Origin of the sequence: Acidovorax bellezanensis (assembly GCF_025421555.1) — a bacterium.
In the GTDB taxonomy this organism is placed as follows: Bacteria; Pseudomonadota; Gammaproteobacteria; order Burkholderiales; family Burkholderiaceae_C; genus Comamonas; species Comamonas bellezanensis.
Window position 1 is genome coordinate 75,061 of sequence record NZ_JAODYH010000017.1, and the last position, 25,782, is coordinate 100,842.

General features: G+C 64.7%; 25 protein-coding genes and 1 riboswitch. Of the genes, 14 read left to right on the forward strand and 11 right to left on the reverse strand.

The features are described 5' to 3' along the window. Positions 1-64: 64 nt before the first annotated feature. The 5 genes from N0K08_RS21340 to N0K08_RS21360 all read left to right on the forward strand — a co-directional run bounded on the left by N0K08_RS21340 (position 65) and on the right by N0K08_RS21360 (position 5,611). Entirely contained in the window at positions 65-1,294 is a 1,230-nt protein-coding gene (locus tag N0K08_RS21340) for an MFS transporter (RefSeq protein WP_261502435.1), read from the forward strand. Positions 1,295-1,340: 46 nt separating this feature from the next. Then, positions 1,341-1,456: riboswitch (S-adenosyl-L-homocysteine riboswitch) on the forward strand. A gap of 66 nt (positions 1,457-1,522) precedes the next feature. Beyond that, positions 1,523-2,953, forward strand: a complete 1,431-nt coding sequence (gene ahcY, locus N0K08_RS21345; protein ID WP_261502436.1) for an adenosylhomocysteinase — start codon at positions 1,523-1,525, stop codon at positions 2,951-2,953. Between the two features lie 228 nt (positions 2,954-3,181). Beyond that, positions 3,182-3,964, forward strand: coding sequence for a TlyA family RNA methyltransferase (locus N0K08_RS21350; protein ID WP_261502437.1), 783 nt, complete (start codon positions 3,182-3,184; stop codon positions 3,962-3,964). Further along, positions 3,961-4,800 (forward strand): methylenetetrahydrofolate reductase [NAD(P)H], encoded by an 840-nt coding sequence (metF, locus tag N0K08_RS21355; RefSeq protein WP_261502438.1) that lies wholly within the window; start codon positions 3,961-3,963, stop codon positions 4,798-4,800. Before N0K08_RS21350 ends, metF begins: the two co-directional genes overlap by 4 nt. Positions 4,801-4,852: 52 nt before the next feature. Further along, positions 4,853-5,611: a septal ring lytic transglycosylase RlpA family protein gene (locus N0K08_RS21360; protein ID WP_261502439.1), complete on the forward strand. Its 759-nt coding sequence runs from the start codon at positions 4,853-4,855 to the stop codon at positions 5,609-5,611. Between the two features lie 106 nt (positions 5,612-5,717). On the opposite strand, the gene N0K08_RS21365 is transcribed toward N0K08_RS21360, so the two are convergent. Beyond that, positions 5,718-6,584: a 23S rRNA (adenine(2030)-N(6))-methyltransferase RlmJ gene (locus N0K08_RS21365; RefSeq protein WP_261502440.1), complete on the reverse strand. Its 867-nt coding sequence runs from the start codon at positions 6,582-6,584 to the stop codon at positions 5,718-5,720. Positions 6,585-6,850: 266 nt separating this feature from the next. On the opposite strand from N0K08_RS21365, the gene rplM reads away from it, so the two are divergent. The 4 genes from rplM (at position 6,851) to mdtD (ending at position 9,874) form a co-directional block, all read left to right on the forward strand. After that, positions 6,851-7,279 carry a 50S ribosomal protein L13 gene (gene rplM, locus N0K08_RS21370; RefSeq protein ID WP_159917394.1) on the forward strand — a complete coding sequence of 143 codons (429 nt, stop codon included), beginning with the start codon at positions 6,851-6,853 and terminating at the stop codon, positions 7,277-7,279. Positions 7,280-7,290: 11 nt separating this feature from the next. Further along, a complete protein-coding gene (gene rpsI, locus N0K08_RS21375; protein ID WP_261502441.1) occupies positions 7,291-7,683 on the forward strand; it encodes a 30S ribosomal protein S9 in 393 nt (130 codons plus the stop codon). Positions 7,684-7,863: 180 nt separating this feature from the next. Next, on the forward strand, positions 7,864-8,229 hold the full coding sequence (gene erpA / locus N0K08_RS21380; RefSeq protein ID WP_261502442.1) for an iron-sulfur cluster insertion protein ErpA: 366 nt from the start codon (positions 7,864-7,866) through the stop codon (positions 8,227-8,229). A 238-nt stretch (positions 8,230-8,467) separates the two neighbouring features. Then, positions 8,468-9,874 (forward strand): multidrug transporter subunit MdtD, encoded by a 1,407-nt coding sequence (gene mdtD / locus N0K08_RS21385; RefSeq protein WP_261502443.1) that lies wholly within the window; start codon positions 8,468-8,470, stop codon positions 9,872-9,874. On the opposite strand, the gene N0K08_RS21390 is transcribed toward mdtD, so the two are convergent. Both N0K08_RS21390 and N0K08_RS21395 read right to left on the reverse strand, forming a co-directional pair. After that, complete coding sequence (locus N0K08_RS21390) at positions 9,871-11,001, reverse strand: anhydro-N-acetylmuramic acid kinase (RefSeq protein WP_261502444.1); 1,131 nt, start codon at positions 10,999-11,001, stop codon at positions 9,871-9,873. The genes mdtD and N0K08_RS21390 overlap by 4 nt on opposite strands. A 74-nt stretch (positions 11,002-11,075) precedes the next feature. Next, positions 11,076-12,437 (reverse strand): M23 family metallopeptidase, encoded by a 1,362-nt coding sequence (locus tag N0K08_RS21395; RefSeq protein WP_261502445.1) that lies wholly within the window; start codon positions 12,435-12,437, stop codon positions 11,076-11,078. Between the two features lie 179 nt (positions 12,438-12,616). On the opposite strand from N0K08_RS21395, the gene tyrS reads away from it, so the two are divergent. Continuing rightward, positions 12,617-13,849: a tyrosine--tRNA ligase gene (gene tyrS / locus N0K08_RS21400; protein WP_261502446.1), complete on the forward strand. Its 1,233-nt coding sequence runs from the start codon at positions 12,617-12,619 to the stop codon at positions 13,847-13,849. A gap of 171 nt (positions 13,850-14,020) precedes the next feature. On the opposite strand, the gene N0K08_RS21405 is transcribed toward tyrS, so the two are convergent. After that, positions 14,021-14,992, reverse strand: a complete 972-nt coding sequence (locus N0K08_RS21405; protein WP_261502447.1) for a LysR substrate-binding domain-containing protein — start codon at positions 14,990-14,992, stop codon at positions 14,021-14,023. A 177-nt stretch (positions 14,993-15,169) separates the two neighbouring features. Here N0K08_RS21405 and glmU point away from each other — a divergent pair, with 177 nt between their 5' ends. Both glmU and N0K08_RS21415 read left to right on the forward strand, forming a co-directional pair. Further along, the gene (glmU, locus tag N0K08_RS21410) at positions 15,170-16,606 is read left to right on the forward strand and encodes a bifunctional UDP-N-acetylglucosamine diphosphorylase/glucosamine-1-phosphate N-acetyltransferase GlmU (protein WP_261502448.1); all 1,437 of its coding nucleotides are present in this window, start codon (positions 15,170-15,172) and stop codon (positions 16,604-16,606) included. A 47-nt stretch (positions 16,607-16,653) separates the two neighbouring features. After that, the gene (locus N0K08_RS21415) at positions 16,654-17,427 is read left to right on the forward strand and encodes a sensor histidine kinase (protein ID WP_261502449.1); all 774 of its coding nucleotides are present in this window, start codon (positions 16,654-16,656) and stop codon (positions 17,425-17,427) included. Between the two features lie 4 nt (positions 17,428-17,431). On the opposite strand, the gene N0K08_RS21420 is transcribed toward N0K08_RS21415, so the two are convergent. Next, positions 17,432-17,908: an Lrp/AsnC family transcriptional regulator gene (locus N0K08_RS21420; protein WP_261502450.1), complete on the reverse strand. Its 477-nt coding sequence runs from the start codon at positions 17,906-17,908 to the stop codon at positions 17,432-17,434. Positions 17,909-18,054: 146 nt separating this feature from the next. Between N0K08_RS21420 and glmS the strand changes: the two genes are divergently transcribed. Next, complete coding sequence (glmS, locus tag N0K08_RS21425) at positions 18,055-19,965, forward strand: glutamine--fructose-6-phosphate transaminase (isomerizing) (protein ID WP_261502451.1); 1,911 nt, start codon at positions 18,055-18,057, stop codon at positions 19,963-19,965. 660 nt (positions 19,966-20,625) lie between these two features. On the opposite strand, the gene N0K08_RS21430 is transcribed toward glmS, so the two are convergent. The 4 genes from N0K08_RS21430 to N0K08_RS21445 form a co-directional block, all read right to left on the reverse strand. Next, positions 20,626-21,414, reverse strand: a complete 789-nt coding sequence (locus N0K08_RS21430; protein WP_261502452.1) for an alpha/beta fold hydrolase — start codon at positions 21,412-21,414, stop codon at positions 20,626-20,628. Between the two features lie 63 nt (positions 21,415-21,477). Next, entirely contained in the window at positions 21,478-21,789 is a 312-nt protein-coding gene (locus tag N0K08_RS21435; RefSeq protein ID WP_261502453.1) for a putative quinol monooxygenase, read from the reverse strand. Positions 21,790-21,802: 13 nt separating this feature from the next. Further along, positions 21,803-22,576, reverse strand: coding sequence for an SDR family oxidoreductase (locus tag N0K08_RS21440; RefSeq protein WP_261502455.1), 774 nt, complete (start codon positions 22,574-22,576; stop codon positions 21,803-21,805). A 10-nt stretch (positions 22,577-22,586) separates the two neighbouring features. Further along, the gene (locus tag N0K08_RS21445) at positions 22,587-23,567 is read right to left on the reverse strand and encodes an aldo/keto reductase (protein ID WP_261502711.1); all 981 of its coding nucleotides are present in this window, start codon (positions 23,565-23,567) and stop codon (positions 22,587-22,589) included. A 127-nt stretch (positions 23,568-23,694) separates the two neighbouring features. Between N0K08_RS21445 and N0K08_RS21450 the strand changes: the two genes are divergently transcribed. Then, a complete protein-coding gene (locus tag N0K08_RS21450; protein WP_261502456.1) occupies positions 23,695-24,591 on the forward strand; it encodes a LysR family transcriptional regulator in 897 nt (298 codons plus the stop codon). A 10-nt stretch (positions 24,592-24,601) separates the two neighbouring features. On the opposite strand, the gene N0K08_RS21455 is transcribed toward N0K08_RS21450, so the two are convergent. Both N0K08_RS21455 and N0K08_RS21460 read right to left on the reverse strand, forming a co-directional pair. Then, positions 24,602-25,297: an isochorismatase family protein gene (locus N0K08_RS21455; protein ID WP_261502457.1), complete on the reverse strand. Its 696-nt coding sequence runs from the start codon at positions 25,295-25,297 to the stop codon at positions 24,602-24,604. Beyond that, on the reverse strand, positions 25,287-25,757 hold the full coding sequence (locus N0K08_RS21460) for a (R)-mandelonitrile lyase (RefSeq protein WP_261502712.1): 471 nt from the start codon (positions 25,755-25,757) through the stop codon (positions 25,287-25,289). Before N0K08_RS21460 ends, N0K08_RS21455 begins: the two co-directional genes overlap by 11 nt. Between the last annotated feature and the right edge of the window lie 25 nt (positions 25,758-25,782).

Genomic DNA, 25,782 nt, shown 5'->3' on the forward strand with positions numbered 1-25,782 from the left:
CGCGAACCCGGCCGAGGTGTTGCGCTGCACAATCGGTGGGTCCGTCCTCTTCGTTGCTCAGGCCATGTCTACCCTTTCCCCCAGCGCCGCGCCGCCAGTTCCTGGGGCCGTGCGCGGCTCGCCAGCCTACCGCCGCATCAGCCTGGCGCTGTTTCTCGCGGGCTTTGCGACTTTTTCCCTGCTGTACTGCGTGCAGGCGCTGCTGCCGGCCTTCGTCGCCCACTTCGGCGTGACGCCCGCGGCCAGCGCCTTGTCGCTGTCGCTGAGCACGGGCTGCCTGGCGGTGTCCATCGTGCTGGCCGGGGCCTTGTCCGAAGGCTTGGGGCGGCGCGGCCTGATGTTCGTGTCCATGCTGCTGGCCGGTCTGTGCAATCTGTTCGCGGCGTTCGCGCCCAGCTGGGAGGCGCTGCTGGTGGCGCGGGCGCTCGAAGGCTTCTTGCTCGGCGGCGTGCCGGCCGTGGCCATGGCCTATCTTTCGGAAGAAATCGAGCCCCAGGGTCTGGGCTTTGCCATGGGCCTGTATGTCGGCGGCTCGGCGCTGGGCGGCATGCTGGGGCGCGTGGCGGTGAGCGTCATGACCGAATACTGGGACTGGCACGTGGCGCTGGCCGCGCTGAGCCTGGTCAATGTGCTGGCGGCCCTGGGCTTTTACGCCTTGCTGCCGGCGTCGCGCAATTTCTCCCGCAAGGCCGGCTTGGGCGCCGCCTACCACCTGCAGGCCTGGGCCCGCCATCTGGCGCAGCCGGGCCTGCTGTGCCTGTTCCTGATCGGCTTCGGGCTGATGGGCGTGTTCGTCAGCATCTACAACTACGTCGGCTTTCTGCTCGGCGGCTCGCCCTATGCGCTGAGTCCGCTGCAGATCAGCCATGTGTTCTATGCCTACCTGTTCGGCGTGGTGGCGTCGCCGCTGGGCGGCGCGCTGGCCGATCGCCTGGGGCGCGGGCCGGTGCTGCTCGGCGGCGTGGGGCTGATGGCGCTGGGCCTGGTGCTGACATTGTTGTCGGCGCTGGCCGGGATCATCACCGGCATCGTGCTGCTGACCATAGGCTTTTTCATGGCCCATTCCGTGGCCAGCAGCTGGGTGGGTCGCCTGGCGAAGCAGGCCAAGGGCCATGCGTCGTCGCTGTACCTGCTGGGCTACTACCTGGGTTCCAGCCTGCTGGGCGCGGGCAGCGGCTGGTTCCTGCAGCGGACCGGCTGGTCGGGGCTGGTGGCCTGCATGCTGGCGCTGCTCGCCGGAGTGTGGGTGTTGGCGCTGCGGGTGAAGAAGTTACATCCGTTGCTTACCCGCTAACGTCCCGCGCTGGTCAATGGCATGGCCTTTTTTTGTACAATACGCGTTTTCCGAGGAGCGTTGCAGCGCAACCCCGCACCGGTTCGGTGTCTGGCGGTGCGTGAGGCTCGGAACCCGCCTGTGGCCCTGCGGCCCCGGCGTTCGCAACGACGCTCGCCCACGTCGTCTGTGCGGTGAGTGCCTTCCCCCAGAGCGTGGTTTTTTCAGATATCCGAGACGGAGAAAACCATGAACGCAGCTGTTCCCATGACCCCTGTTGAGTCGGCCATTGCCGACATTTCCCTGGCCAGCTGGGGCCACAAGGAAATCCGCATCGCCGAGACCGAAATGCCCGGTCTGATGGCGATCCGCGAAGAATTCGCCGCCGCCCAGCCGCTCAAGGGCGCGCGCATCACAGGTTCGCTGCACATGACCATCCAGACGGCCGTGCTGATCGAGACGCTGCAGGCCCTGGGCGCGCAAGTGCGCTGGGCATCGTGCAACATCTTCTCGACGCAGGACCATGCAGCCGCGGCCATCGCCGACGGCGGCACGCCGGTGTTCGCCATCAAGGGCGAGTCGCTGGCCGACTACTGGGACTACACCCACCGCATCTTCGACTTCGGCCCCAAGGGCAGCGAAGGCGAAGGCCCGAACATGATCCTCGACGATGGCGGCGATGCCACCATGCTGATGCATCTGGGCCAGAAGGCCGAGAAGGACTTGTCCGTGCTGGCCGACCCCGGCAGCGAGGAAGAAGTCATCATGTTCGCCGCGATCAAGGCCAAGCTGGCCCAGGACGGCACCTGGTACACCCGCAAGTCGGCGCAAATCATCGGCGTGACCGAGGAAACCACCACCGGCGTGCACCGCCTCAATGAAATGTCGGCCAAGGGCACGCTGCTGTTCCGCGCCATCAACGTCAACGATTCGGTGACCAAGAGCAAGTTCGACAACCTGTACGGCTGCCGCGAATCGCTGGTCGACGGCATCAAGCGTGCCACCGACGTGATGATCGCCGGCAAGGTCGCCGTGGTCGCCGGTTACGGTGACGTGGGCAAGGGCTGCGCCCAGGCCCTGCGCGCTCTGAGCGCCCAGGTCTGGGTGACCGAAATCGATCCCATCAACGCCCTGCAGGCCGCGATGGAAGGCTACAAGGTCGTGACCATGGAGTGGGCAGCCGACAAGGCCGACATCTTCGTCACCACCACCGGCAACCGCGACATCATCCGCCACGAGCACATGCTGGCGATGAAGGACCAGGCCATCGTCTGCAACATCGGTCACTTCGACAATGAAATCGATGTCGCCTCGATCGAAAAGTATGAGTGGGAAGAAATCAAGCCCCAGGTCGACCACATCAAGTTCCCCGACGGCAAGAAGATCATTCTGCTGGCCAAGGGCCGCCTGGTGAACCTGGGCTGCGCCACCGGCCACCCCAGCTTTGTGATGAGCGCCTCCTTCGCCAACCAGACCATCGCCCAGATCGAGCTGTTCACCAAGCCCGACGCCTATGCAGTCGGCAAGGTCTACGTGCTGCCCAAGCTGTTGGATGAAAAGGTCGCCCGCCTGCACCTGAAGAAGGTCGGCGCGATGCTGACCGAACTCACCGAAGGCCAGGCTGCCTACATCGGCGTCTCGACGCAAGGCCCTTACAAGCCCGACACATACCGGTATTGAGGTACCCCCTGAGCGGTTTACACCGCTTCCCCCTCTCAACCTGCGGTGGAGGGGGACGGCAGCCTCGGTGCGGGGCGGCCCTTCCTCGCTGCCCCTTTGTTGGGTCATGCCAGTTTTGTAAGCTGTGCGTGGTGCGAGCGCCATGAATGTTTTTTCGCCCCCTCGGGGGCACTGTGCCGGTGGTCTGTGACTGTCGGCGGCGATTTCTTTTTTGAGACGGATTTTTCCATGCGTGCCGATCAACTGCTTGTAGACAAGGGACTGGCCGCTTCGCGCGCGCAAGCCCAGCGCCTGATCGCCTCCGGCGTCGAGTGGCGTACCGCGGCCACCGGCCTGTGGCAGGCCATCAAGAAGAACAGCGAAGACCTCAGCGAAGATGCCGAGCTGCAGCTGCTCGACGTCTCCGCGGCGCGCTATGTGTCGCGCGGCGGCCTCAAGCTCGAAGGCGCGCTGGCTTCGTTCAAGGTCTCGGCCCAGGGCAAGTGGTGCCTGGACGTGGGCCAGTCCACGGGCGGTTTCACCGACTGTCTGCTGCAGCAGGGCGCCGAGCGCGTCGTGGGTGTGGACGTGGGCCATGACCAGCTGAACCTGACGCTGCGCGGCCATGAGAAAATCATCTGCCTGGAGCGCGTCAACGCGCGCACGCTGGATGTGGACACGCTGGTCGAAGCCGGAGCGTTCGACGACGCCCCTGACGATTCCCAGCAATTCGACCTGATCGTTGGCGACCTGTCCTTCATCTCGCAAACGCTGGTGCTGCCGGCCGTGGTGCCGTTCCTGGCGCCCGAAGGCGACTTGGTGATGCTGGTCAAGCCCCAGTTCGAACTCCAGCCCGAGCACATCGGCAAGGGCGGCATGGTGCGCGACGCGGCGTCGTACGCCGTGGTGGAAAAGCGCATCCGTGAATGCATGGCCGAACTGGGCCTGGAAGTGCGCGGCTGGATCAACAGCCCGATCGCCGGCGGCGACGGCAACCGTGAATTCTTTGTCCACGCGCGGAGGAGCGCATGAGCCAGGCGACGACCTTTCCGATCAGCTTTGAGTTCTTCCCGCCCAAGACCCCTGAAGGCGCGGAAAAACTGCGCGGCGTGCGCCAGCAACTGGCGCCCCGCCGGCCCGAGTTCTGCTCGGTGACCTATGGCGCGGGCGGCTCGACCCAGTCGGGCACGTTCCGCCTGGTGCAGGAAATCCAGGCCGAAGGCATGAGCGCGGCTTCGCACTTTTCGTGCGTGGGCGCGACCCAGGCCTCGGTGCGTGCCGAGCTGCGCGAGCTGCAGGCCATGGGCATCCAGCGTCTCGTGGCCTTGCGTGGCGACCTGCCCAGCGGCTATGGCCTGGGCGGCGAGTTCCAGTACGCCAGCGACCTGGTGGCTTTCATCCGCAAGGAGTTTGACACCGCTTTCCACATCGAAGTCGCGGCCTACCCCGAAATGCACCCCCAGGCGCGCTCGCCCCAGGCCGACATGCAGGCGTTCGCCGCCAAGGTCCAGGCCGGCGCCGACTCGGCCATCACCCAGTACTTCTACAACGCGGATGCCTATTTCCGCTTTATCGACAGCGCCCGTGCGCTGGGCTTGGACATTCCGGTGGTACCGGGCATCATGCCCATCACCAGCTCGACCCAGTTGCTGCGCTTCTCGGATGCCTGCGGCGCTGAAATCCCGCGCTGGATCCGTTTGCGCCTGCAAAGCTATGGCGATGACACTGCTTCCATCAAGGCTTTTGGCCTGGAAGTGGTGAACGATTTGTGCGAACGTCTGCGCAGCCAGGGCGTGCCCAGCCTGCACTTCTACACCATGAATCAGAGCGCTGCGGTGTTGGCTATCTGCGATAGCCTGGGCTTGTAACCATTGCGGTCATGGCGTTGCGGCGCTGCGGCGGCCTCCACGGGAAGACTGTATGGATGAACGCAACTCCAGCCGCCGGCGGCTGAACCAATGGCTCAGCCTGGGTGCCTTGTCGCTGCTCGCGGCCTGCGCGCCCTTGCCCGTCACGCAGCCGGTCGATGGCGCGCCGCAATGCTTCGTGAGTGGCGGGGAGGTCGATGCCATGCCCCAGCCCTGTCCGGTGGAAACCGCTCCGGCCAAGCCGCGCAAGCCGACGCGTGCGCCCAAGCCGGCCGCGGCGCCAGCGGCCGAATCCGAGCCACAGGCACCGGCCGAGCCGTCCACCTCTTCGACCTATGAGCTGTCGCCACCGCGCGAAAGCGACCAGCAGGGCCTGGCGTCCTGGTATGGGCCGCAGTTCCATGGCCGGCGCACAGCCAGCGGCGAGCGTTTCGACAGCAAGGAGCTGACGGCCGCGCACCGCACACTGGCATTCGGCACGCGCGTCTGCGTGCGCAGCAGCATCACCGGCAAGGGCGTGGTGGTGCGCATCAATGACCGGGGCCCGTTCTCGGGCGGACGGGTGATCGACCTGAGCCAGGGCGCGGCCGAAGCGCTGGGCATGATTGGCCTGGGCATCAAGCCGGTGGAGCTGTGGCAGCTCGACGACGACGAGCGGGAGTGCCCGGAGGCGTTCGACGACCTTGGCAGTGCCAGCGCTGGCGCCGGCAGCAAGCGTTCAGCCCAAGGCAAGAAAACCATACGCAAGCCGGCGCCGGCGCGCAAACCCATCCAATCGATCAAGGCGCCGACGAAACCGCGCAAGCGCTGAAGAACCTGTCGGCCATGAAAAATGGCCCCCACGCTCCCCACTGCGTGTGGTTCGGCGATGAAAAAAGCCAGGCGCAGGCCTGGCTTTTTGCGGGGGCGCTGAACCTTCAGCCGCCCGACTCCAGCGTGAACGTGGCATTGCCGTCCTGGCCCAGCAGCTTGACCAGTTGGGGCATGGCCGGCTTGAGCAGCTCCTTGAGCTGGAACGGCGGGCTGACGATGAACATGCCGCTGGCGGGCAGGCCGCCGCGCTCGGACGTCTTGTTGCTCTTCACGGTGAGCGTCACGTGCAGCCAGCTCTTGCCGGCCTTGACGGCCAGGGTCTTGAGACGGCGCGGCAGATCGTGGGCTTCGGGGCGGGGAATGATGGGGTACCAGACCGCGTAAGTGCCGGTGGGGAAGCGCTTGAGGCTGTCGGCCACCATGTCGAGCACGCGGCCGTAGTCGGTCTTGATTTCGTAGCTGGGGTCGCACAGCAGCAGCGCGCGGCGCGCGACCGGCGGCAGGAATTTCTTGACGCCTTCGAAGCCGTCCTCGTGCAGCACGGCCAGCTGGCGGCCGGCGTCGAGCTGGGCGACATTGCCGGCCAGCGAGCGCATGTCGGTGGGGTGCAGTTCGAACAGCTTGAGCTTGTCGTGCGAACGCAGCAGGGCCTGGCTGATGAACGGCGAGCCCGGGTAGTTGCGGATGGCACCGCCCTGATTGAAGGAGCGCACCAGGGCCAGGTACTCCTGCAGTATGGGCGCGAGCTCCGCGGTCGGGGTCTCGGCGAGCTTGAGCACCCCTTCGCTGGCTTCGCCGCTCTTGCTGGCGTAGTCGCCGTCGAGGCGGTACAGGCCCGCGCCGGCGTGCGTATCCAGAACGGTCAAAGCCGCGTCTTTCTGCGTGAGGTATTGCAAAGTGGCAATCAACACCGAGTGCTTGAGCACGTCGGCGTGGTTACCCGCATGGAAGGCGTGGCGATAACTGAACATGGGGCAATGGTAACCAGCCGCAGCCGGGAGGCAAGATGGCGGGTCTTTGGAGTAAGACAGGTATTTTTGCATGGCTGCAACAGCCATGCAGGACAGGGGCCGCGCCATTTCGTATAATGGAGGGCTTCGCAGCGATTTTAAGGTCCCGCGGCGAAGTGTATTGCGGCATGTAGTGCCGCATGCATCGCCACCTAAGAGGCTTCCTTCAGAGAAGCGCCGACCGTGGAAAAGGACCGCCAAACCCTCTTATCGAAAAGAGAAAACTCATGTCTACATTCAGCGCAAAACCCGCTGAGGTGCAACACGAGTGGTTTGTGATTGACGCCACCGACAAGGTGCTCGGACGGGTAGCCAGCGAAGTTGCCCTCCGTCTGCGCGGCAAACACAAAGCCATTTACACACCTCACGTTGATACCGGCGATTTCATCGTCATCATCAACGCAGCCCAGCTCAAAGTGACTGGCACCAAGTCTTTGGACAAGGTGTACTACCGTCATTCCGGCTACCCGGGCGGCATCACTGCCACGAACTTCCGTGATATGCAGTCGAAGCACCCAGGTCGTGCTCTGGAAAAGGCCGTCAAGGGCATGCTGCCCAAGGGTCCTCTGGGCTACGCCATGATCAAGAAACTCAAGGTGTACGGTGGTGCTGAGCATCCCCACACCGCGCAGCAGCCAAAAGCGCTGGAAATCTAAGGAGCCTTGAGATGATTGGTGATTGGAACAATGGCACCGGCCGTCGCAAATCCAGCGTCGCCCGTGTGTTTCTGAAGAAGGGCTCCGGCAAGATTACTGTGAATGGCAAAGACATTCAAGAGTACTTCGGCCGTGAGACTTCCATCATGATTGCTAAGCAACCGCTGGCACTCACGGAAAACCTCGAAACTTTCGACGTGCAAGTCAACGTGCACGGTGGTGGTGAATCCGGCCAAGCCGGTGCGACCCGTCACGGCGTGACTCGCGCCCTGATCGACTATGACGCAGGCCTGAAGCCCGTCCTGAGCCAAGCCGGCTTCGTGACGCGTGACGCCCGTGAAGTCGAGCGTAAGAAGGTCGGTCTGCGCGGCGCTCGTCGTGCAAAGCAGTTCTCCAAGCGTTAAGCCCAAAGTCCTGCTGTTTGCCGGATGCTTGCATCCGGCGACCGCAAGAAAAGCCACCTTCGGGTGGCTTTTTTCATTTCAAAGCCCCCACTTGCTTTGGCGGCAAAGACAGGGCTGTCCAGAATTCCCGACCGGTTTGCAGTACCATTCATCCCAAACCTTGAATATCGGAGTATCCCCATGAGCGCCGTTGCAGAAAACATCCAGAGCGAAATGCCTTCTCCCATCCTTTTCACCGACAGCGCGGCGGCAAAGGTGGCGGACCTGATCGCCGAAGAAGGCAACCCTGAGTTGAAGCTGCGCGTGTTCGTCCAGGGCGGCGGTTGCTCGGGCTTCCAGTACGGTTTCACGTTCGATGAAATCACCAACGAAGACGACACCATCATGAGCAAGAATGGCGTGTCGCTGCTGATCGACGCCATGAGCTACCAGTACCTGGTCGGCGCCGAGATCGACTACAAGGAAGACTTGCAGGGCGCCCAGTTCGTGATCAAGAACCCGAACGCCACCACGACCTGTGGTTGCGGCTCCAGCTTCTCGGCTTGAGACGAAGCACCCCCTGAGCGGCTGTCGCCGCTTCCCCCTCTCATCCTTCGGTGGAGGGGGACGGCACCCTCGGTGCGGGGCGGCCCTTCCTCGGTGCCTCTTTGCTGGGGCACGCCAGTTGCATGGAACGAGGGCTGGTGTGAACGCTACTGAAATCGAGTCCGATTGCTTTTTGCTCAGCCGCCTGTCACAGGCGGCTTTTTTGTGGCCGCTGCTGCCGCACTCCTGAGATTGTTCCATGACGCTCGCTCGTTCGAATTCGGTGTTGCTGTGGTTGGTCGCCATCGGCTTCTTCATGCAGACGCTGGATGCCACCATCGTCAACACGGCGCTGCCCACCATGGCGGCCGCCTTGGGCGAGAGTCCGCTGCGCATGCAGTCCGTGATCGTCGCCTATTCCTTGACCATGGCCATGGTCATTCCGGCCTCGGGCTGGATTGCCGACCGTTTCGGCACGCGCCGGGTCTATCTGACGGCGATTGCGCTGTTCGTGCTCAGCTCGGTGCTGTGCGCCTTGGCGGTCAGCCTGAACCAGCTGGTGGTGGCGCGCATTTTTCAAGGCTGCGGCGGTGCCTTGCTGCTGCCCGTGGGGCGCCTGGCCGTGCTGCGTGCCTTTCCGCGCGAGCAATTTCTCAAGGCCATGAGCTTTGTCGCCATTCCCGGCCTGATCGGTCCCCTGGTCGGCCCGACCCTGGGCGGCTGGATGGTCGAGTACGTCACCTGGCACTGGATTTTTCTGGTCAACGTACCGGTCGGCGTGGTGGGCCTGCTGGCCACGCTGCGCTTCATGTCCGAGGGGCCGCGCATCGACGTCAAGCGCTTTGACGTGGCGGGTTACGCGCTGCTGGCGTTCGGCATGGTGGCCGTGTCGCTGACGCTCGATGGGCTGTCGTGGCTGGGGCTGGCTGGTGCGGTGGCGCTGCTGATCGCCGGTCTGGGCAGCCTGGCCGCCTATTGGTGGCATGCGCTGCGCCGTCCCGACCCCTTGTTCGCTCCCGAGTTGTTTGCGCTGCGCAGCCTGCGCATAGGCCTGCTGGGCAATCTGTTTTCCCGCCTGGGCAGCGCCTGCATGCCGTTCCTGATTCCGCTGGTGCTGCAAGTCTGCTTGCAGTACTCGCCCATGCAGGCGGGGATGATGATGCTGCCCACGGTGCTGGCCAGCATGCTGGTCAAGCGCATCGCGACGGCACTGATCCAGCACTGGGGCTACCGGCGCACGCTGGTTGCCAACACCTGTGTGCTGGCGGCGATGATTGCCAGCTTTGCGCTGATCGGCCCCGCCCTGCCGCTGTGGCTGCTGATCGTGCAGTTGCTGGTGTTTGGCGCGACCAATTCCATGCAGTTCACGGCCATGAACACGGTCACGCTCAAGGACTTGAATGCAGTCCATGCGAGCAGCGGCAACAGCCTGCTGTCCATGGTGCAGATGCTGGCCATGGGCATGGGAGTCGCTGTTTCCGCGGCCGTGCTGGCCGGTTTCCATGACCTCTGGGGCCAGGCCAATCCGCACGAGAGCCTGCGCGCATTCCAGGCCACGTTTGCCTGCATGGGGCTGCTGACCTTGGCGTCGGCGGCGATTTTTGCCCGGCTGGACCGCGTGGAAAACCTGCGGCCTCAGGCGGAGCAGCCGGTCACCGAAGCTTAGGCGGGATAGACTGCGCCCAGCACGCGCGGACCGTGCGCACCGGTCACGCGCGCCAGGTTGCCCGGCAGTCCCCGCAGGGTCTGGCGTGCCAGCCAGGCAAAGGCCGTGGCTTCGACCTGTAGCGGGGGCAGGCCGCTGGCCGTGGTGGACTGCACTTGCAGGCCGGGCAGCAAGGCGGCGAGCCGCGCCATCAACTGGCCGTTGAGTGCGCCGCCGCCGCAGACCAGCAGCTGAGTGGCATCCCGACCCCAGCGCAGCGCGCCATCGGCGCAGGCGCGGGCCGTGAATTCGGTCAGCGTGGCCTGCACGTCCTCGGGGCGGGTGGCGGGCGGCAGGCCGTCCAACCGGCTGCCCAGCCAGTCCAGGCTGAACAGGTCGCGGCCCGTGCTCTTGGGCGGGGGCTGCTGCAGGAAGGGCTCGGCCAGCAGTTGCTCCAGCAGCGCCGGCAAGACCGTGCCGCTGGCCGCCCAGGCGCCGTTGTCGTCATAGGCCTGGCCGGTATGGCGCTGGCACCAGGCGTCCATCAAGGCATTGCCTGGGCCGCAATCGAAGCCGGTCACGGCGCCGTCGGCCGGCAGCACGCTCAGATTCGAAATGCCGCCGATGTTGAGCGCCAGCACGGTCTGCCCGGCCTGGCCGAACACGCTGTGGTGGAAGGCCGGTACCAGCGGTGCGCCCTGGCCGCCGGCGGCGACGTCGCGGCTGCGGAAATCGGCCACGACGCTGATTGCGCAGCGTTCGGCCAGCAAGGCCGGGTTGTTGAGCTGCAGCGTATAGCCCGTGCCGTCGAACATCTGCGGCCGGTGGCGCACGGTCTGGCCGTGGGCGCCCACGGCGCGCACCGCCTGCGGCGGCAGGCCGGCCTGGCTCAGCAGCTGTTGCACCACGTCGGCGTAATGCGCGACCAGGGCGTTGGCCGCGAGGGCCGCGCGGTGCAGCTCGTTGTCGCCAGCGGTGTTGAGTGCCAGCAGTTCGGTACGCAGTCCGGCGTCGAAGCCGCGGCTGGCGTAATGCAGCACCTGGCAGCGGTCCTGCTGGAAATCGACCAGCACGCCATCGACGCCATCGAGCGAAGTGCCCGACATCAGGCCGATGTACAGATCAGGAGCGGGGGCAGCAGAGGTCATGTGGGCAATGGTAGCTGGATGGCAGATGCAAAAAAGCCGCTTTGCAGCGGCTTTTGTGGGGGCAATCGCGAGGCTTATTCAGCGCTTGCAAGTGTTTGCTGGGCGGAGTCGAGTGCCAGTCGCATTTGCGCGGCCTGGCGGTCGAAGGACTTGCGTACCGCGGCCGAGATGGGCTGGGCGGTCTGTGCCTGGCCGATGACGGTCAGTGGGTCCTGGGCCTGGCCGTTGACGCGGACTTCAAAGTGCAGGTGCGGGCCGGTGGCCCAGCCGGTGGAGCCGACGGCGCCAATGGTCGTTCCCTGGGCCACGGAAGCGCCCTTGCGCACGTCGATGCGGCTCAAATGGGCGTAGACCGTGACGTTGTTGTCCGGGTGCTTCACGAAGATCACATTGCCGTAGCCGTTTTGCACGCCGGCGAACTCGACCACGCCATCGGCCACGGTGCGCACCTTGGTGCCCGTGGGCGCGGCGAAGTCCGTGCCGTTGTGGGCGCGCCAGGTCTTGTGCACGGGGTGAAAGCGCATGGCAAAGCCGCTGCTGACGCGCGAGAAGGCCAGCGGTGCCGACAGGTAGGAGCGCTCCAGGCTGGCACCGTCGAGTGCGTAGTAGGCGCCCTTGGCGGCGCCCGGGGCCTGGAACCACATGGCCTGGTGGACGGAGCCGTTGTTGTGGAATTCCGCGCTCAGCAGTCGGCCGCTGCGCAGAGGCTCGCCGTCGGCTTCCAGCGTTTCGTAGACCATGGTGAAGCGGTCGTTCTTGCGCAGGGCGCGGCGAAAGTCGATCTTGCCGTTGAAGACTTCGGCCAGTTGCGAGGCCACGGAGTCGGGAATGCTGGCGGCATCGGTGGCGGCGAACAGCGAGCTCTGGATCACGCCGCCGGCGAGGCGGCTGTTGGAGACGAGCTTGCCGGTTTCGAGGCGGGTGACGAAGCCCTTGCCCTGGCGTTCGACGACCAGGCGCTGGAAAGTGTCGCTGTCGTCATCGGGCGCCCAGCGGGCGGTCAGGCGCGTCAGTTGGTGGTCGTTGGTGGTTTCGGCCGATACCAGGCGACCGGCGCGTCCCAGCAGGTTTTCGCGCGCCTGTGCATCGCTGCGCAGGTAGTCGGAAGCTTGCGGATCGGCGATGCCCAGGCGTTGCAGCAAGGCCTGGGCGGAGTCGCTGCTGCGCGTCAGGTCCGAGCGGTACAGCGAAAAATTCTGCAGCTCGGTCAACTCGACCAGCGGCGTGTCGTCAGCCAGCGAAGCGACCTGTTGGGTCAGGGTGCGCACCGGCAGGTCGGAGGGATCGGGACCCAGGGACGCGACGGCGAATGCACCGCCACCGGCGGTCAGCAACAAGGCCGCAACGGCAGCCGAGACGCGCTTGGGATGGTTCTGCAATGTAGTGCTCAGCCGGGCAAGCAAGGCGTTGCCGGCGGTGATCAGGCCAGATTTCAAAATGGGGTTCCCGGGTCGCTGCGCGTCCAGTCGGTCAAAAATACAGGTGTGGCAGGACACGCATCCAGGGGGTGTAAGCCATTCGGCAGTGCCGATATGGGGACCCTACTAGAATTCGCCACAGCAATAAGCCACGAAGTATACCGGTGGCGACTTACTCCGCATCGAAAAAAACCCTTATGAATCAACCTGCTGTTACAACATACCCCGTCACCGAAGGTGTAGGACAAGCGCTTGAGATTTCCTTGCGCGGCGTCGAGGAACTGCTGCCCAAGGACGAATGGACGCGCAAGTTGGCACGCTCGGCTGCCACTGGCGTGCCTTTGCGCGTGAAGCTGGGTCTGGACCCGACGGCGCCGGATATTCATATCGGTCATACGGTGGTGCTCAATAAGATGCGCCAGTTGCAAGATCTGGGCCACCAGGTGATTTTTCTGATCGGCGACTTCACCACGCTGATCGGCGACCCCTCGGGCCGCAACTCCACGCGTCCGCCGCTGACGGCCGAGCAGATCAAGATCAACGCCGAAACCTACTACCGCCAGGCGGCGATGGTGCTGGACCCGGAGCGCACCGAAGTCCGCTATAACAGCGAGTGGTGCGACAAGCTGGGCGCGCGCGGCATGATCGAACTGTCGGCCAAGTACACCGTGGCGCGGATGATGGAACGCGATGATTTCCACAAGCGCTTTCACGGCGGCCAGTCGATTTCGCTGCACGAATTCCTCTACCCCATGCTGCAGGGCTATGACTCGGTCGCACTCAATGCCGACCTGGAACTGGGCGGCACGGACCAGAAATTCAACCTGTTGATGGGCCGCCATCTGCAGCAGGAATACGGCCAGGAGCCGCAGTGCGTGCTCACCATGCCGCTGCTCGTGGGCCTGGACGGCGTGGACAAGATGTCCAAGTCCAAGAACAACTACATCGGCATCACGGAAGAAGCCAACACCATGTTCGCCAAGGTGCTGTCGATTTCGGACACCTTGATGTGGGACTGGTACACGCTGCTGTCGTTCAAGAGCCTGGCCGAGATCGCCGTGCTCAAGGCCGAAATCGCGGGCGGGCGCAATCCCAAGGACGCCAAGGTCATGCTGGCCAAGGAAATCACGGCGCGCTTCCATTCGGCCGCCGCCGCCGATGCCGCCGAGCAGGACTTCATCAACCGCAGCAAGGGCGGTGTGCCCGATGAGATCCCGGAAGTCACGCTGTCGGGCGCACCGCTGGGCATAGGCGCGCTGCTCAAGCAGGCCAACCTGGCCCCATCGACCAGCGAAGCCAGCCGCCTGATCGACGGCGGCGGCGTGCGCGTCGATGGTGCGGTGATCAGCGACCGCGGCCTCAAGCTCGAAGCCGGCACTTTCGTGGTGCAGGTCGGCAAGCGCAAGTTTGCTAGGGTAACCCTGGCCTGATGCCCATACTTTCCTGCGCAGGCGTTGCCAACAGCCCATGAAACTGGCGTGTCCCAGCCCAGGGGCACCGAGCAAGGGCCGCCCCGCAGCGAGGGTGCCGTCCCTAGCCGGGCGCCCCCCTCCACCGAAGGATGAGAGGGGGAAGACGGGGCCCGCCTAGGGCGAAGCGGCTCAGGGGGTGGCGCTCATTGCGCTGCGCGTCAGCGCGGCCTGGTCACGCAGCCAATCGCAGAACGCCTGCACCTCCGGGCGGGGCGCGCTGCGCGGGCCGGGCAGCAGCCAGTAGGCCAGGGGTGAGTCGAGCCGGTGCGCGGGCAGCACTTCGACCAGATCGCCGCTGGCCAGCGCGTCGGCCACCAGCGGCAGGCGCGCGATCGCCAGGCCCTGGCCCGCGAGCGCGGCCTGGACGATCTGGTGGGCGTAATTGAAATACAACCAGCGCGGCGGCTGCAGCTGCGCGCAGCCGTGCGCATGGAACCAGCGCTGCCAGCCCAGCCAGGCGAGTTGCGGCAGGCGTTGGGCGTCGCCCGTTTCTATCAGCGTGAAGCGCGCGGCATCGGCAGGCGTGCGGATGGCCGGCTGGCTGCGCAGCAGCCAGGGGCTGGCGACCACGGCCAGCTGTTCGCCGAACAGACGCTCCGCGGATGCGGACTCGGGGGCACGGCTGTAGCGCAAGGCCAGGTCGACATCCGTGGTCTCCATGTCCATCACCGTGTCCGAGGTGTCGATGCGGATGTCGATATCGGGGAACTCACGCTGGAAGGCTTCGAGCCGCGGAATCAGCCACATGGCCGCAAAACTGGCCCAGGTGGTGATGGCCACGCTTTTGCGCCCCGCCGTCTGGCGCAGCTGGCGTACGGCGGCATCGATGCGCTCCAGGCCCGGCGCCACGGCGCGCAGCAGGTGCACGCCGGCGCTGGTCAATTCCACGGCCCGGGTATGGCGCAGGAACAGCGGCACGCCGACTTCGTCTTCCAGCGCCTGGATCTGCCGGCTCACGGCCGAGGGCGTGAGCGCCAGCGTGTCGGCGGCGGCGCGGAAATTCAGGTGTTCGGCCGCGGCCACGAATGCCCGCAGATGGCCTGCCGCCACGGCGCGGGTGCGCAGCGGTGGCGAGGGGGGCGTGGGCGGCGAAGAGGGCATGGACGGCTCCAGGGCAGGGGTACGGCGGCAAGGCGCCGGTTCTCTCTGAAATGTAAAAGATATTTGTTTGCCGTTGCCAGGATTGCCGCCGGTGCGCGAGGACGAAGCACGGGCGCGATAATTCGCCACCGTGTCTGTGCCCCGAGGCGCAGACGTTCGATCACGACAGGCAATCAAATGACAGCATCACTGGACCTCATCATCATGGCCGCGGGCAAGGGCACGCGCATGAAAAGCCGCTTTCCCAAGGTTTTGCAACGCCTCGCGGGCCGGCCACTGCTGCAGCATGTGCTGGATCAGGCCGCGCACCTGGGTGCGCGCAGTGCGGTGGTGGTGACCGGCCATGGAGCGCAGCAGGTCGAGGCCGCCATTTCCGCGCAGGCCGCGGCCCATCCCGCCGGCTTCGCGCTGAAATTCGCGCGCCAGGAGCCGCAACTGGGCACGGGCCACGCCGTGCAGCAGGCCGTGCCCTTGCTGCCCCAGGACGGCGTGGCCGTGATCCTGTCGGGCGACGTGCCCCTGACCCAGGCCGCCACCTTGCAGGCCCTGGTCGATGCTGCGGGCAGCGACCGCCTGGCGCTGCTCACGGTCACTCTGTCCGACCCGACCGGCTACGGCCGCATCGTGCGCACACCCGCCGGCGCGGTGACGGCCATCGTCGAGCACAAGGATGCGAGTGAAGCGCAGCGGCGCATCGCCGAAATCTACAGCGGCATCATGGCCGTGCCCGCGCGGCTCCTCAATGGCTGGCTGGCGCGCCTGACGAACGACAACGCCCAGGGCGAGTACTACCTGACCGACATCGTCGCCATGGCCGTGGCCGACGGCGTGCCCGTGGTGGCGCATTGCATTGACGACGCGCTGCAGGTGGCGGGCGTCAACAGCCCGGTGCAGCTGGCCGAACTCGAGCGCGCCCACCAGTTGCGCCAGGCCCATGCGCTGATGGAGCAGGGCGTGCGCCTGGCCGATCCCGCGCGTTTCGATCTGCGCGACGATACGCGCAGCGGTGCGCGCGCCTCCCTGGTCTGCGGCCAGGATGTGGAAATCGACGTCGGCTGCATCTTCAGCGGCGCGGTGACGATTGGCGCGGGCGCGGCTATCGGCGCGCATTGCTGCATCGCCAACGCCACCATCGGCGCGGATGCGGTCATCCATCCCTACACCCACATCGACGGTGAAAAATTGGGCGTGGCCGTGGGCGAGGGCGCACTGGTCGGCCCGTTCGCGCGCCTGCGCCCCGGTGCCCAGCTGGGCCGCGAAGTGCATATCGGCAACTTCGTCGAAGTCAAGAACAGCACGCTGGCCGATGGCGCCAAGGCCAACCACCTGGCCTATCTGGGCGATGCCACGGTGGGCGAGCGCGTCAACTACGGTGCCGGCAGCATCACCGCCAACTACGACGGCGCCAACAAGCACCGCACGGTGATTGAAGCCGATGCGCACATCGGCAGCAATTGCGTGCTGGTGGCGCCGGTGACGGTGGGCGCGGGCGCCACCGTGGCTGGGGGTTCCACCATTGCCAAGGATGTACCGGCAGGCACACTGGGCGTGGCACGTGGTCGCCAGATCACCATCACCCATTGGAAACGCCCGACCAAAAACCCCAAGCCATGACACCCGACCCCTCCTCCTTCGCCCCCGATCCAGGGGAGCCTGCCGCTGTGAACGATTTGTCGCAGGCTCTGGCCTTGCTGGCCCGGCGCGAGCAGGAGCTTGCCGCGCTGCACGCCGGTCACGAAGATTGGGTGCGCGCGGTTTCACACGATTTGCGCGCGCCGCTGCGCCACATCACGTCGTATGCGCCGCTGCTGCGTGAAACCCTGCATGGCGCGGGCTTGCAAGGTGTGGACGCGCAGGAGGCCGAACAGTTTCTGGGTGTGATGGAGCAGGCGGCACGGCGTCTGGGCAGCATGCTCGACGGCACGCTGCTGATGGCGCGCGTGCTGCGCCAGCGACAGCCGCTGCACAGCGTGGACCTGGCGCAGATGGCGGCCGAAGTGCGCGATGCGCTGCTGGCCGCCGAACCCGCGGACCAGGGCCAGGCGGTGCAATGGCGCCTGCCGGTCGCACCTGTGCTGCTGCAGGCCGACCCCGATCTGCTGCGCCAGATGCTGCGGGCGCTGCTGGACAATGCGCTCAAGTTCTCGCGCGGCAGCAGCCCGGCGCGGATCGAGCTGCAGGCACAAGCCTTGCCGGATGGCGGCTTGCGCTGGCAGGTGCAGGACAACGGCGTGGGCTTCGATGGCGCGCGCGCCGCTCAGGCTTTCGGCCTGTTCCAGCGCCTGCACCGCGAAGGCGAGTTCGACGGTGTGGGCGTGGGGCTGGCCCTGGCCCAGGCCGTGGCCCGGCGCCATGCTGCCGGCCTGGCCCTCACCGGCACGCCCGGCCAGGGTTGCACCGTGACGGTGGACTGGCCCGCGGCGCCGGCGGGCTGAAAACTCAGCGGCCGGGCGCCAGCGGGATCTTGGTCTCGAACTTGGCGCGCTTGGTCGCGAAGAACGCGCGCACATTGCGCACATTGCTGTCCTGGGTGAACAGGCGCTGGGTCAGTGCCAGGTAGTCGGGCATGTCCCGGGTGTAGGTGGACAGCATGAAGTCGGGGCCGGGCGAGACACGCCAGCATTGCTGGACCGCATCTTCGGCCACGGCGCGGGCCTCGAAGCGGTCCAGCGCCTGCGCGTCCTGGCGGTCGAGCGTGACTTCGACCCAGGCCGTGAGGCCATGGCCCACCAGCGCCGCAAGCCGCTCGGGCTGCAGCAGCGCAACCTGGCGCTCGATGATGCCTTCCTCGTGCAGACGCCGCACGCGGCGCAGGCAGGTGGGCGGGGACACGTTCACCCGCTCGGCCAGCGTCTGGTTGCTCAGGCTGGCATCGCGCTGCAGCAGGTCCAGCAGTTGCAGGTCAATATCGTCCATCGATTTATTTCTTTTGTTGATTGTTTATGAAAGTAAATTTCACTCTGATGATTTTAAGAAATAAACAATCATTTTTCAATAAAAAACGATCAGAAATTTCTATCTAGTCCGCATAGCATCGCGTTCTCTTTTGTGAAGGATCTTCTATGTGTGGCATCGTCGGCGCAGTTTCCAACCGCAACATCGTTCCCGTTCTGGTGCAGGGCCTGCAGCGCCTCGAGTACCGCGGCTATGACTCTTGCGGTGTGGCCGTGCACGCACTGGATGCGTCCGGCGAGCGCAGCGTCGGGCTGCAGCGGGCCCGCAGCACGGCCCGTGTGGTGGAATTGCTCGAGCAGGTGCAGACCGAGTCCTTGCAAGGCTTCACGGGCATTGCCCACACCCGTTGGGCCACCCATGGTGAGCCGGCAGTGCGCAACGCCCACCCGCATTTCAGCTATGGACCGGGCGAAGCCCAGCCAGACCAGCCCGCGCGCGTGGCGCTGGTGCACAACGGCATCATCGAAAACTACGAAGCGCTGCGCCGCGACCTGCAGGCCAAAGGCTATGTGTTCACGAGCCAGACCGACACCGAAGTCATCGCCCACCTGGTGGACAGTCTCTACAACGGTGACCTGTTCGAGGCCTTCCAGGCCGCCGTGGCCCAGCTGCATGGCGCCTACGCATTGGCCGTGATGCACAAGGACGAGCCTGGGCGCGTGGTCAGCGCGCGCGCTGGCTCGCCTCTGATCCTGGGCATTGGCGAAGGCGACAGCGAATTCTTCGTGGCCAGCGATGCCATGGCCTTGGCCGGTGTGACCGACCAGATCATCTACCTCGAAGAAGGCGACATGGTCGACCTGCAACGCGGCCGTTACTGGCTGCTGGACAAGTCGGGCCAGGCGCTGACGCCCGAGCAGCGCCCCGTGCGCACGGTGCAGGCCCATAGCGGCGCGGCCGAGCTCGGCCCTTACCGCCACTACATGCAAAAAGAGATCTTCGAGCAACCGCGCGCGATCGGCGACACGTTCGAAGGCGTGCACGCCATTGCCCCCGAACTGTTCGACGGCCAGGCCTTGCACGGTCAGACGGGTGCCGCTGCCTGGCGCGTGTTCAAGGAAATCGACAATGTGCTGATCCTGGCCTGCGGCACCAGCTACTACAGCGGCTGTGCCGCCAAGTACTGGCTCGAAGGCATTGCCGGCATTCCCTGCCAGGTCGAAGTGGCCAGCGAATACCGCTACCGCACCAGCGTGCCCAATCCCCGCACCCTGGTCGTCACCATCAGCCAGTCGGGCGAAACGGCCGACACCCTGGCCGCGCTGCGCCATGCCCAAAGCCTGGGCATGAAGCACACGCTGACCATTTGCAACGTGGCCACCAGCGCCATGGTGCGCGAGTGCGAACTGTCCTATATCACCCGTGCGGGCGTGGAAATCGGCGTGGCGTCGACCAAGGCCTTCACCACCCAGCTGGCCGGCCTGTTCCTGCTGACTTTGGTGCTGGCACAAACCCGGGGACGCCTGAGCGAAGCGCAGGAAGCGCGTTATCTGGCCGCCATGCGCCATCTGCCCGTGGCCTTGCAAGGCGTGCTGGCCCTGGAGCCGCAGCTGATCAGCTGGGCCGAAGACTTTGCGCAACGCGAAAACGCGCTGTTCCTGGGGCGTGGCATCCACTACCCGATTGCCATGGAAGGCGCGCTCAAGCTCAAGGAAATCAGCTACATCCACGCCGAAGCCTATCCGGCCGGCGAACTCAAGCACGGCCCTCTGGCGCTGGTGACCAGTTCCATGCCGGTGGTGACCGTGGCGCCCAACGACGAGCTGCTGGAAAAGCTCAAGAGCAATATGCAGGAAGTGCGCGCGCGCGGTGGCGTGCTGTATGTGCTGGCCGACGCCGACACCCGTATCGAGAGCGCCGACGGCATGCATGTGATCCGCATGCCGGAAAACTATGGCGCCCTGAGCCCCATCCTGCATGTGGTTCCGCTGCAGCTGCTCGCCTATCACACGGCCTGCGCGCGCGGCACGGACGTCGACAAGCCGCGCAATCTGGCGAAATCGGTGACGGTGGAATAACGCGCCGGGTTGGCACGCACCAGTGTTCTGGGTAATTAAAGTCGTAAACCGGCAAATAAAGTCGTAAACCCGGGGCTAGCATTCATGCGGGTTTGCGGGGCGGTGATTTGTAACTGTAAAGTCGTAAACTCGAGCTGATCATCGTGATCTTGGGTGGGGAAATATGGCTGCTTGTTACACCACTGGTGCAGTCCTTGCTATGAAAAGAGCGCTCACATTGAGCGCTCTTTTTCTTGCGTGAACGCGGCTGCTTGCGGCTGTGCAGTCGTCGGAGAATTTCGACGCGATAGCTGCTTCAGGCTGGGTGCTGTCATCCAAAGTTAGCAGCGCATCGACCGCTGTTGCGGGCACCGGTCATTGGACGGATTCGCAGCCGAATGCCTGCTGCGCCTTCGTGACTGGCCTTTCAGAATTGGTCTTGCCTCCGCCGACCAAGGACTCAGGTGCCCCCGGGTTCAATGGCAGCTCTAACGGTCGGCCAACTGGCGGTACCGACCCATTGCTGTCTTTTGATTCCTGTCGAGCGACGACTGCTCTACAGCAGAAGCGGATATTGGCTATAGGAGAGCCGATGTCTGCATTGACGTTGAGGGCCTTCCGGGGAAGGTAGGGCTCACCCTTCACTTATTGAGTGATGCACCAGCCGGGGAGCTCTCGAATTCAGGCTACGAGCATTTCAGCAAGCTTGTCTGGCATCGACACCATCGCGTCATGTCCTGTTTGTAGCTCTGAGTAATTCCAACCGTGTTCGCGTGCATACCTGGCCGAAGGCTCGATGTTGGGCAGGGCGGGATCGACACACCGGATGAAACACTTCGGCAGCTTGCCCCCAGGTGGTCCGCTCAGAGCCAGCGGCATCTCGTAGGCTCTCAATGGCATCGGTGTCATTCGTCGATTGACCCATGCGACCTGCGCTACGTCGGACAACCCAAAGGCTGTAGACGACGGTGGCGTAATGACGCGTGTGCCATTGATCACGTCCGCCGCAGCCAAGCGTGCCTGCCGCACATCAGCCGGGGCCTCTCCCAGCACCGAAACGCCGTTGGAGCCCATGGGCGCGTCGAGATAGATGGCCGAAGCGATGCGTTCGGGTATGCGGTCGATGACACCACTGGCCACGTATCCACCGAAGCTGTGAGCGACCAGCGTGATGCCCCGCAGCTCTTCAGCCTCCACCATGGCCGTGACGTCCTGGATGAACGTGTTCAGGTCGACGGTCGGGCTTAGCAGGTGGGCGCGTTCGCCGACGCCTGTGAACGTCGGCGTGAAAACACGATGGCCCTGGGCGCGCAGGCGCTCGGCTACGGGTGCCCAGCACCATCCGCCGTGGAATGCCCCGTGAAGCAGCACGAAGGTCTTCCGGTCCGCGGCGCGAACAACTGTAGAGCCGAGCAGGCCTGCCGCCGCCGAAGTGCCTGCGGCCAAATGGAGGAGAGTTCGTCTTTGCATGAGATATGGTTGTTGGCGAATGTCAGAAGTTGCCATCAGTCGACGTGGAGGCGGTCGGGCTTTTCAGTCGCTCACCCGCGTAGTGAAGGTGAGCACCGGCCCGAAGGTCAGCAGCGGCCCCAGTTCTTTCATCACACTGGCCACGTGGGCGTTCTGGGAGTGGGAGTCGACCGCCGCCTGGTTGGCCCAGCCGTCGATGATGAGGAAGGTGTTGGGCTCGCCCTGCTTCTGATGAAGGTTGTAGTACAGGCAGCCTTCTTCGGCCCTGGCGGGCTCGACGAACTGCAGCGCGAGTTCGCGTACGCGCTCGCGGTCGGCCGTCTCGCAGCGCAGCTCGCACACGATGTGGATTTCGTCCAGTCGGTTGGCAGTCATGGTGCTTCTTCCTTCAGTTCTTGCCGGCGTAGACGCGGGTCATGCCACCGTCCACCACCAGGTCGACGCCGCGGATATACGCACTGGCGTCGGACGCCAGGAACACCAGGGCATCGCCAATGTCTTGGGCGGAGCCGACGCGACCAGCGGGTATTTCGGTTGAGACGCGGTCGACGTAGTCCGCCACCTGCTGGTCGGTCATCTTCTGCTCCTTGCCGTAGCCCTCGGTAGGCACTACGCCAGGACTGATGGTGTTCACGCGGATGTCGCGGTGCTTGAGGTCCGTTGTCCAGCTGCGGGCGAGTGAGCGCACCGCCGCCTTGGTCGCGGCATAGACCGCGAAACCCGACAGTCCCATGTCCGCCGTGATGGACGCGTTGAGCACCACCGAGGCACCGTTGCGCAGCACGTCCAGCATGGTCTGCATCGTCAGCACGACGCCTTTGATGTTGATGGACAGTTCGCTGTCGATCTGTGCTTCGGTCAGTTCTTCAAGTGGGGTGGCATGGCCGCCGCCGGCGTTGGCGAACAGGATGTCGAGCTTGCCGTGCGCAGCCTTGATGGCGCCTGCCACCCGCTGCATGTCGGCCTTGACGCTGGCATCGGCCTGGATGCCGTGGGCGCCCTTGCCAAGCTTGGCGACCGCCGCGTCGAGAACCTCTTGCCGGCGGCCCGTGATGTAGACGGTGGCGCCATGCTCGATCAGGCGCTTGGCCGAGCCAAAGCCTATGCCAGTCGTGCCGCCAGTGACGAGCGCAATGCGCCCCTGAAGCGTTTGTGTAGTCATCGCAGTCGCCTCAACGGTTGACGGTTTTCATCATGGCGGCGGTGTAGCGCTCGCCCGTGACCGGCACCTTGGTCATCACCTCGGCCAGCTCCTTCAGGTCGGCAGCCGTCAGTTCGACGCCCGCGCCACCGATGTTTTCTTCCAGGCGGTGCAGCTTGGTGGTGCCTGGGATCGGAGTGATCCAGGGCTTCTGTGCCAGCAGCCAGGCCAGGGCCACCTGCGCTGGTGTGGCGTTCTTGCGTTGGGCGACTTCGCCGATCAGCGTGACCAGGTTGTGGTTGGCTTCCCGTGCTTCGTCGGCAAAACGCGGCAGATTCTTGCGTACGTCGCCCTCGGCGAAGGTCGTGGAGGCATCGATTTTGCCGGCCAGAAAACCTTTGCCCAACGGACTGAAAGTCACGAAACCGATGCCCAGTTCTTCCAGGGTCGGGATGATTTCGAGTTCTGGCTCGCGGGTAAACATCGAGTATTCGCTTTGCAGAGCAGCCACGGGCTGCACCGCATGGGCGGCGCGGATGGCCTTCACGCCGGCTTCGCTCAGGCCGAAGTGCTTGACCTTGCCTTCCTGGATGAGGTCGCGCACGGTGCCGGCCACGTCTTCCATGGGAACGTTCGGGTCGACACGGTGTTGGTAGAACAGGTCGATGCAGTCGGTCTTCAGGCGCTTGAGTGATTGCTCGGCCACAAGGCGGATGCGGGCAGGCGTGCTGTCGAGGCCCGCAGTCGGGATGCCGTCCTTGAAACCGAACTTGGTGGCCAAGACGATCTGGTCGCGGAAGGGGGAGACGGCTTCGCCGAGCATTTCTTCATTCACCGCGCCATAGGCTTCGGCGCTGTCGAAGAAAGTGACGCCGCGTTCGAACGCCGCGCGGATCAGTTCGATGCCGGCCGACTTCTCGGTTGCGGGGCCATAGCCAAAGGTCAGGCCCATGCAACCAAGGCCGATGGCAGAGACTTCGAGACCGTTATTGCCCAGTGTGCGCTTTTGCATTTTCAGTTCCTTCAGAGTTGATGAGTGCCTGCCGGAATGGCACTTCCGCAAGGCATGTGTGTACTTTAAGAACTTGCTGGTCATGCGAGAACCCTGCATACTCATCTAAGCAATATGAGCAATATTCATGGCAAATAAAATAGACCTCAACAGCCTTTCCTCATTCATCGTGGTGGCGCGAGAGCGCAGCTTCACGCGGGCGGCGGCCCAACTGGGCGTGACGCAGTCGGCGCTAAGTCACAGCATGCGGGCGCTGGAGGAGCGCCTGGGCGTTCGGCTGCTGGCGCGCACCACCCGGGGCGCATCGCCGACCGAAGCAGGCGAGCGACTGCTCATGAGCCTGGTCCCGCACTACGAAGGCATAGAGGCGGAACTCGCGGCCGTCAGCGCGTTGCGCGACAAACCTTCGGGCACGATTCGCATCACCACGCACGACCATGCGGCGTCCACCATCCTCTGGCCCAAGCTGTCGAAGCTGCTGCCCGAGTACCCGGACATTCGCTTGGAAATCAACATCGGCTACGGCCTGATCGACATCGTGGCCGAGCGCTTCGACGCTGGCGTGCGCATCGGTGACCAGATTGCCAAGGACATGATTGCGGTCCGCATCTCCCCGGACTTCCGGATGGCCGTCGCAGCGTCGCCGGCCTACTTCGCGAACCGGGCTAAGCCGCAGACGCCACAGGACCTCACGTCGCACAACTGCGGCAACCTGCGCATGGCAACTCACGGGGGCTTGTACGCCTGGGAGTTCGAGCAGGATGGGAGAGCGCAGCACGTTCAGGTATCCGGGCAGATCATCTTCAACACCTCGACTCAGCTTCTCAATGCCGCGCTGGAGGGCTATGCGTTGACTTATGCGCCGGAAGACGTCATCCAGCCGCATGTGGAGGCCGGGCGCCTGGTTCGTGTGCTGGAAGACTGGAGTCCGACTTTTCCGGGATACCACCTTTACTACCCCAGCCGCCGCCAGTCCCTGCCGGCGTTCGCGCTGGTGGTGGAGGCCCTCAAGCTAAGGACTTGAGGGCCGGGGACTAGCTCAGCGCAAGAACGGCCTTGATTGTTTCCGACCCCGGTGGCCGGGAAAAATCGGGCGCCCACCTTGCCACCAAGCTGAGGACAGAGCTTGTCACCCCGCCAGCCAACTCGATCTGTCGGATCGCGGGGGCCTCGGTGCGCTCGGAGCGGCTACCGATGGCATCCAGGGGGACCTGCACCGTGTAGCCCGCCGCGATGCCGTCGATGGCCGCTTGCAGGACTGCCACTTCGGCGGTGAAGCCCGCGATGACCAGCGTCTTGCGACGATTGGCCGCGAGCCTGGCCACAATGCGGGGCTCCATGAACGGACTCGCAAGCACCCGGCTGAAGGTGGTCTCCGGCGTTGCATATTCGACGAGTTCGGGGATCAACTGCCCAGGTTGGCTGGCCACCGGAACCACTGCAAACGTCATCGGGATGCCGAGGATGCGCGCTGACTTTGCCAACGCGCCTGCAGCAGCAGAAAGCATTTCGGGAGCGACCGTGCGACTGCCTTGAATCAACTGCGGCTGCAGGTCCGCGAATAGAACCTGAAGGTCTTGGACATTCGTCGCGTTGCCTCGGTGGACATTTTTTCTCTCTCGCCCGGATTCGTCTGCGACCGCGTGGGACGTGAACGACGCCAAAAGAGTTGCGGCGGCAAGTGATGGTGCTGCGCGCAGGAGCGTCCTGCGTTCTTCGTCAGGGGGCATGGTCATCCAACTCTTTCAAATGAGGTCTGGGATTTGCAGATGTAGGTTCTGTCGTCAGCGGCTGCTGTTTGCCGTACTGCTCGTCAGTGACCTTTTCCAACCACTCGACCCGCTTGCCGTCCAGAGCCGCTTGAATGGCGATGTGGCTCATGCCCGTGGTGACAGTGGCGCCATGCCAGTGCTTCACGCCAGGCGGTGTCCAGATGACATCGCCCGGATTGATTGCCACGCGGGCGCTACCTTCCTGTTGCACCCAGCCTTTTCCTGCCGTCACGATCAAGGTCTGACCCAGGGGATGGGTGTGCCACGCCGAACGAGCCCCTGGATCGAAGGTGACCAGGCCGCCCGATGTCCGTGACGGTGACACGGCGTCGAACAGTGGTTCGCTGCGTACCGACCCAGTGAATGTTGCGGTAGCGCCCTTAGTCGATGGCTGCGAGCCATTGCGGGTAACCACCATCTCGGCGGCGTGCACGCTGCCGAGC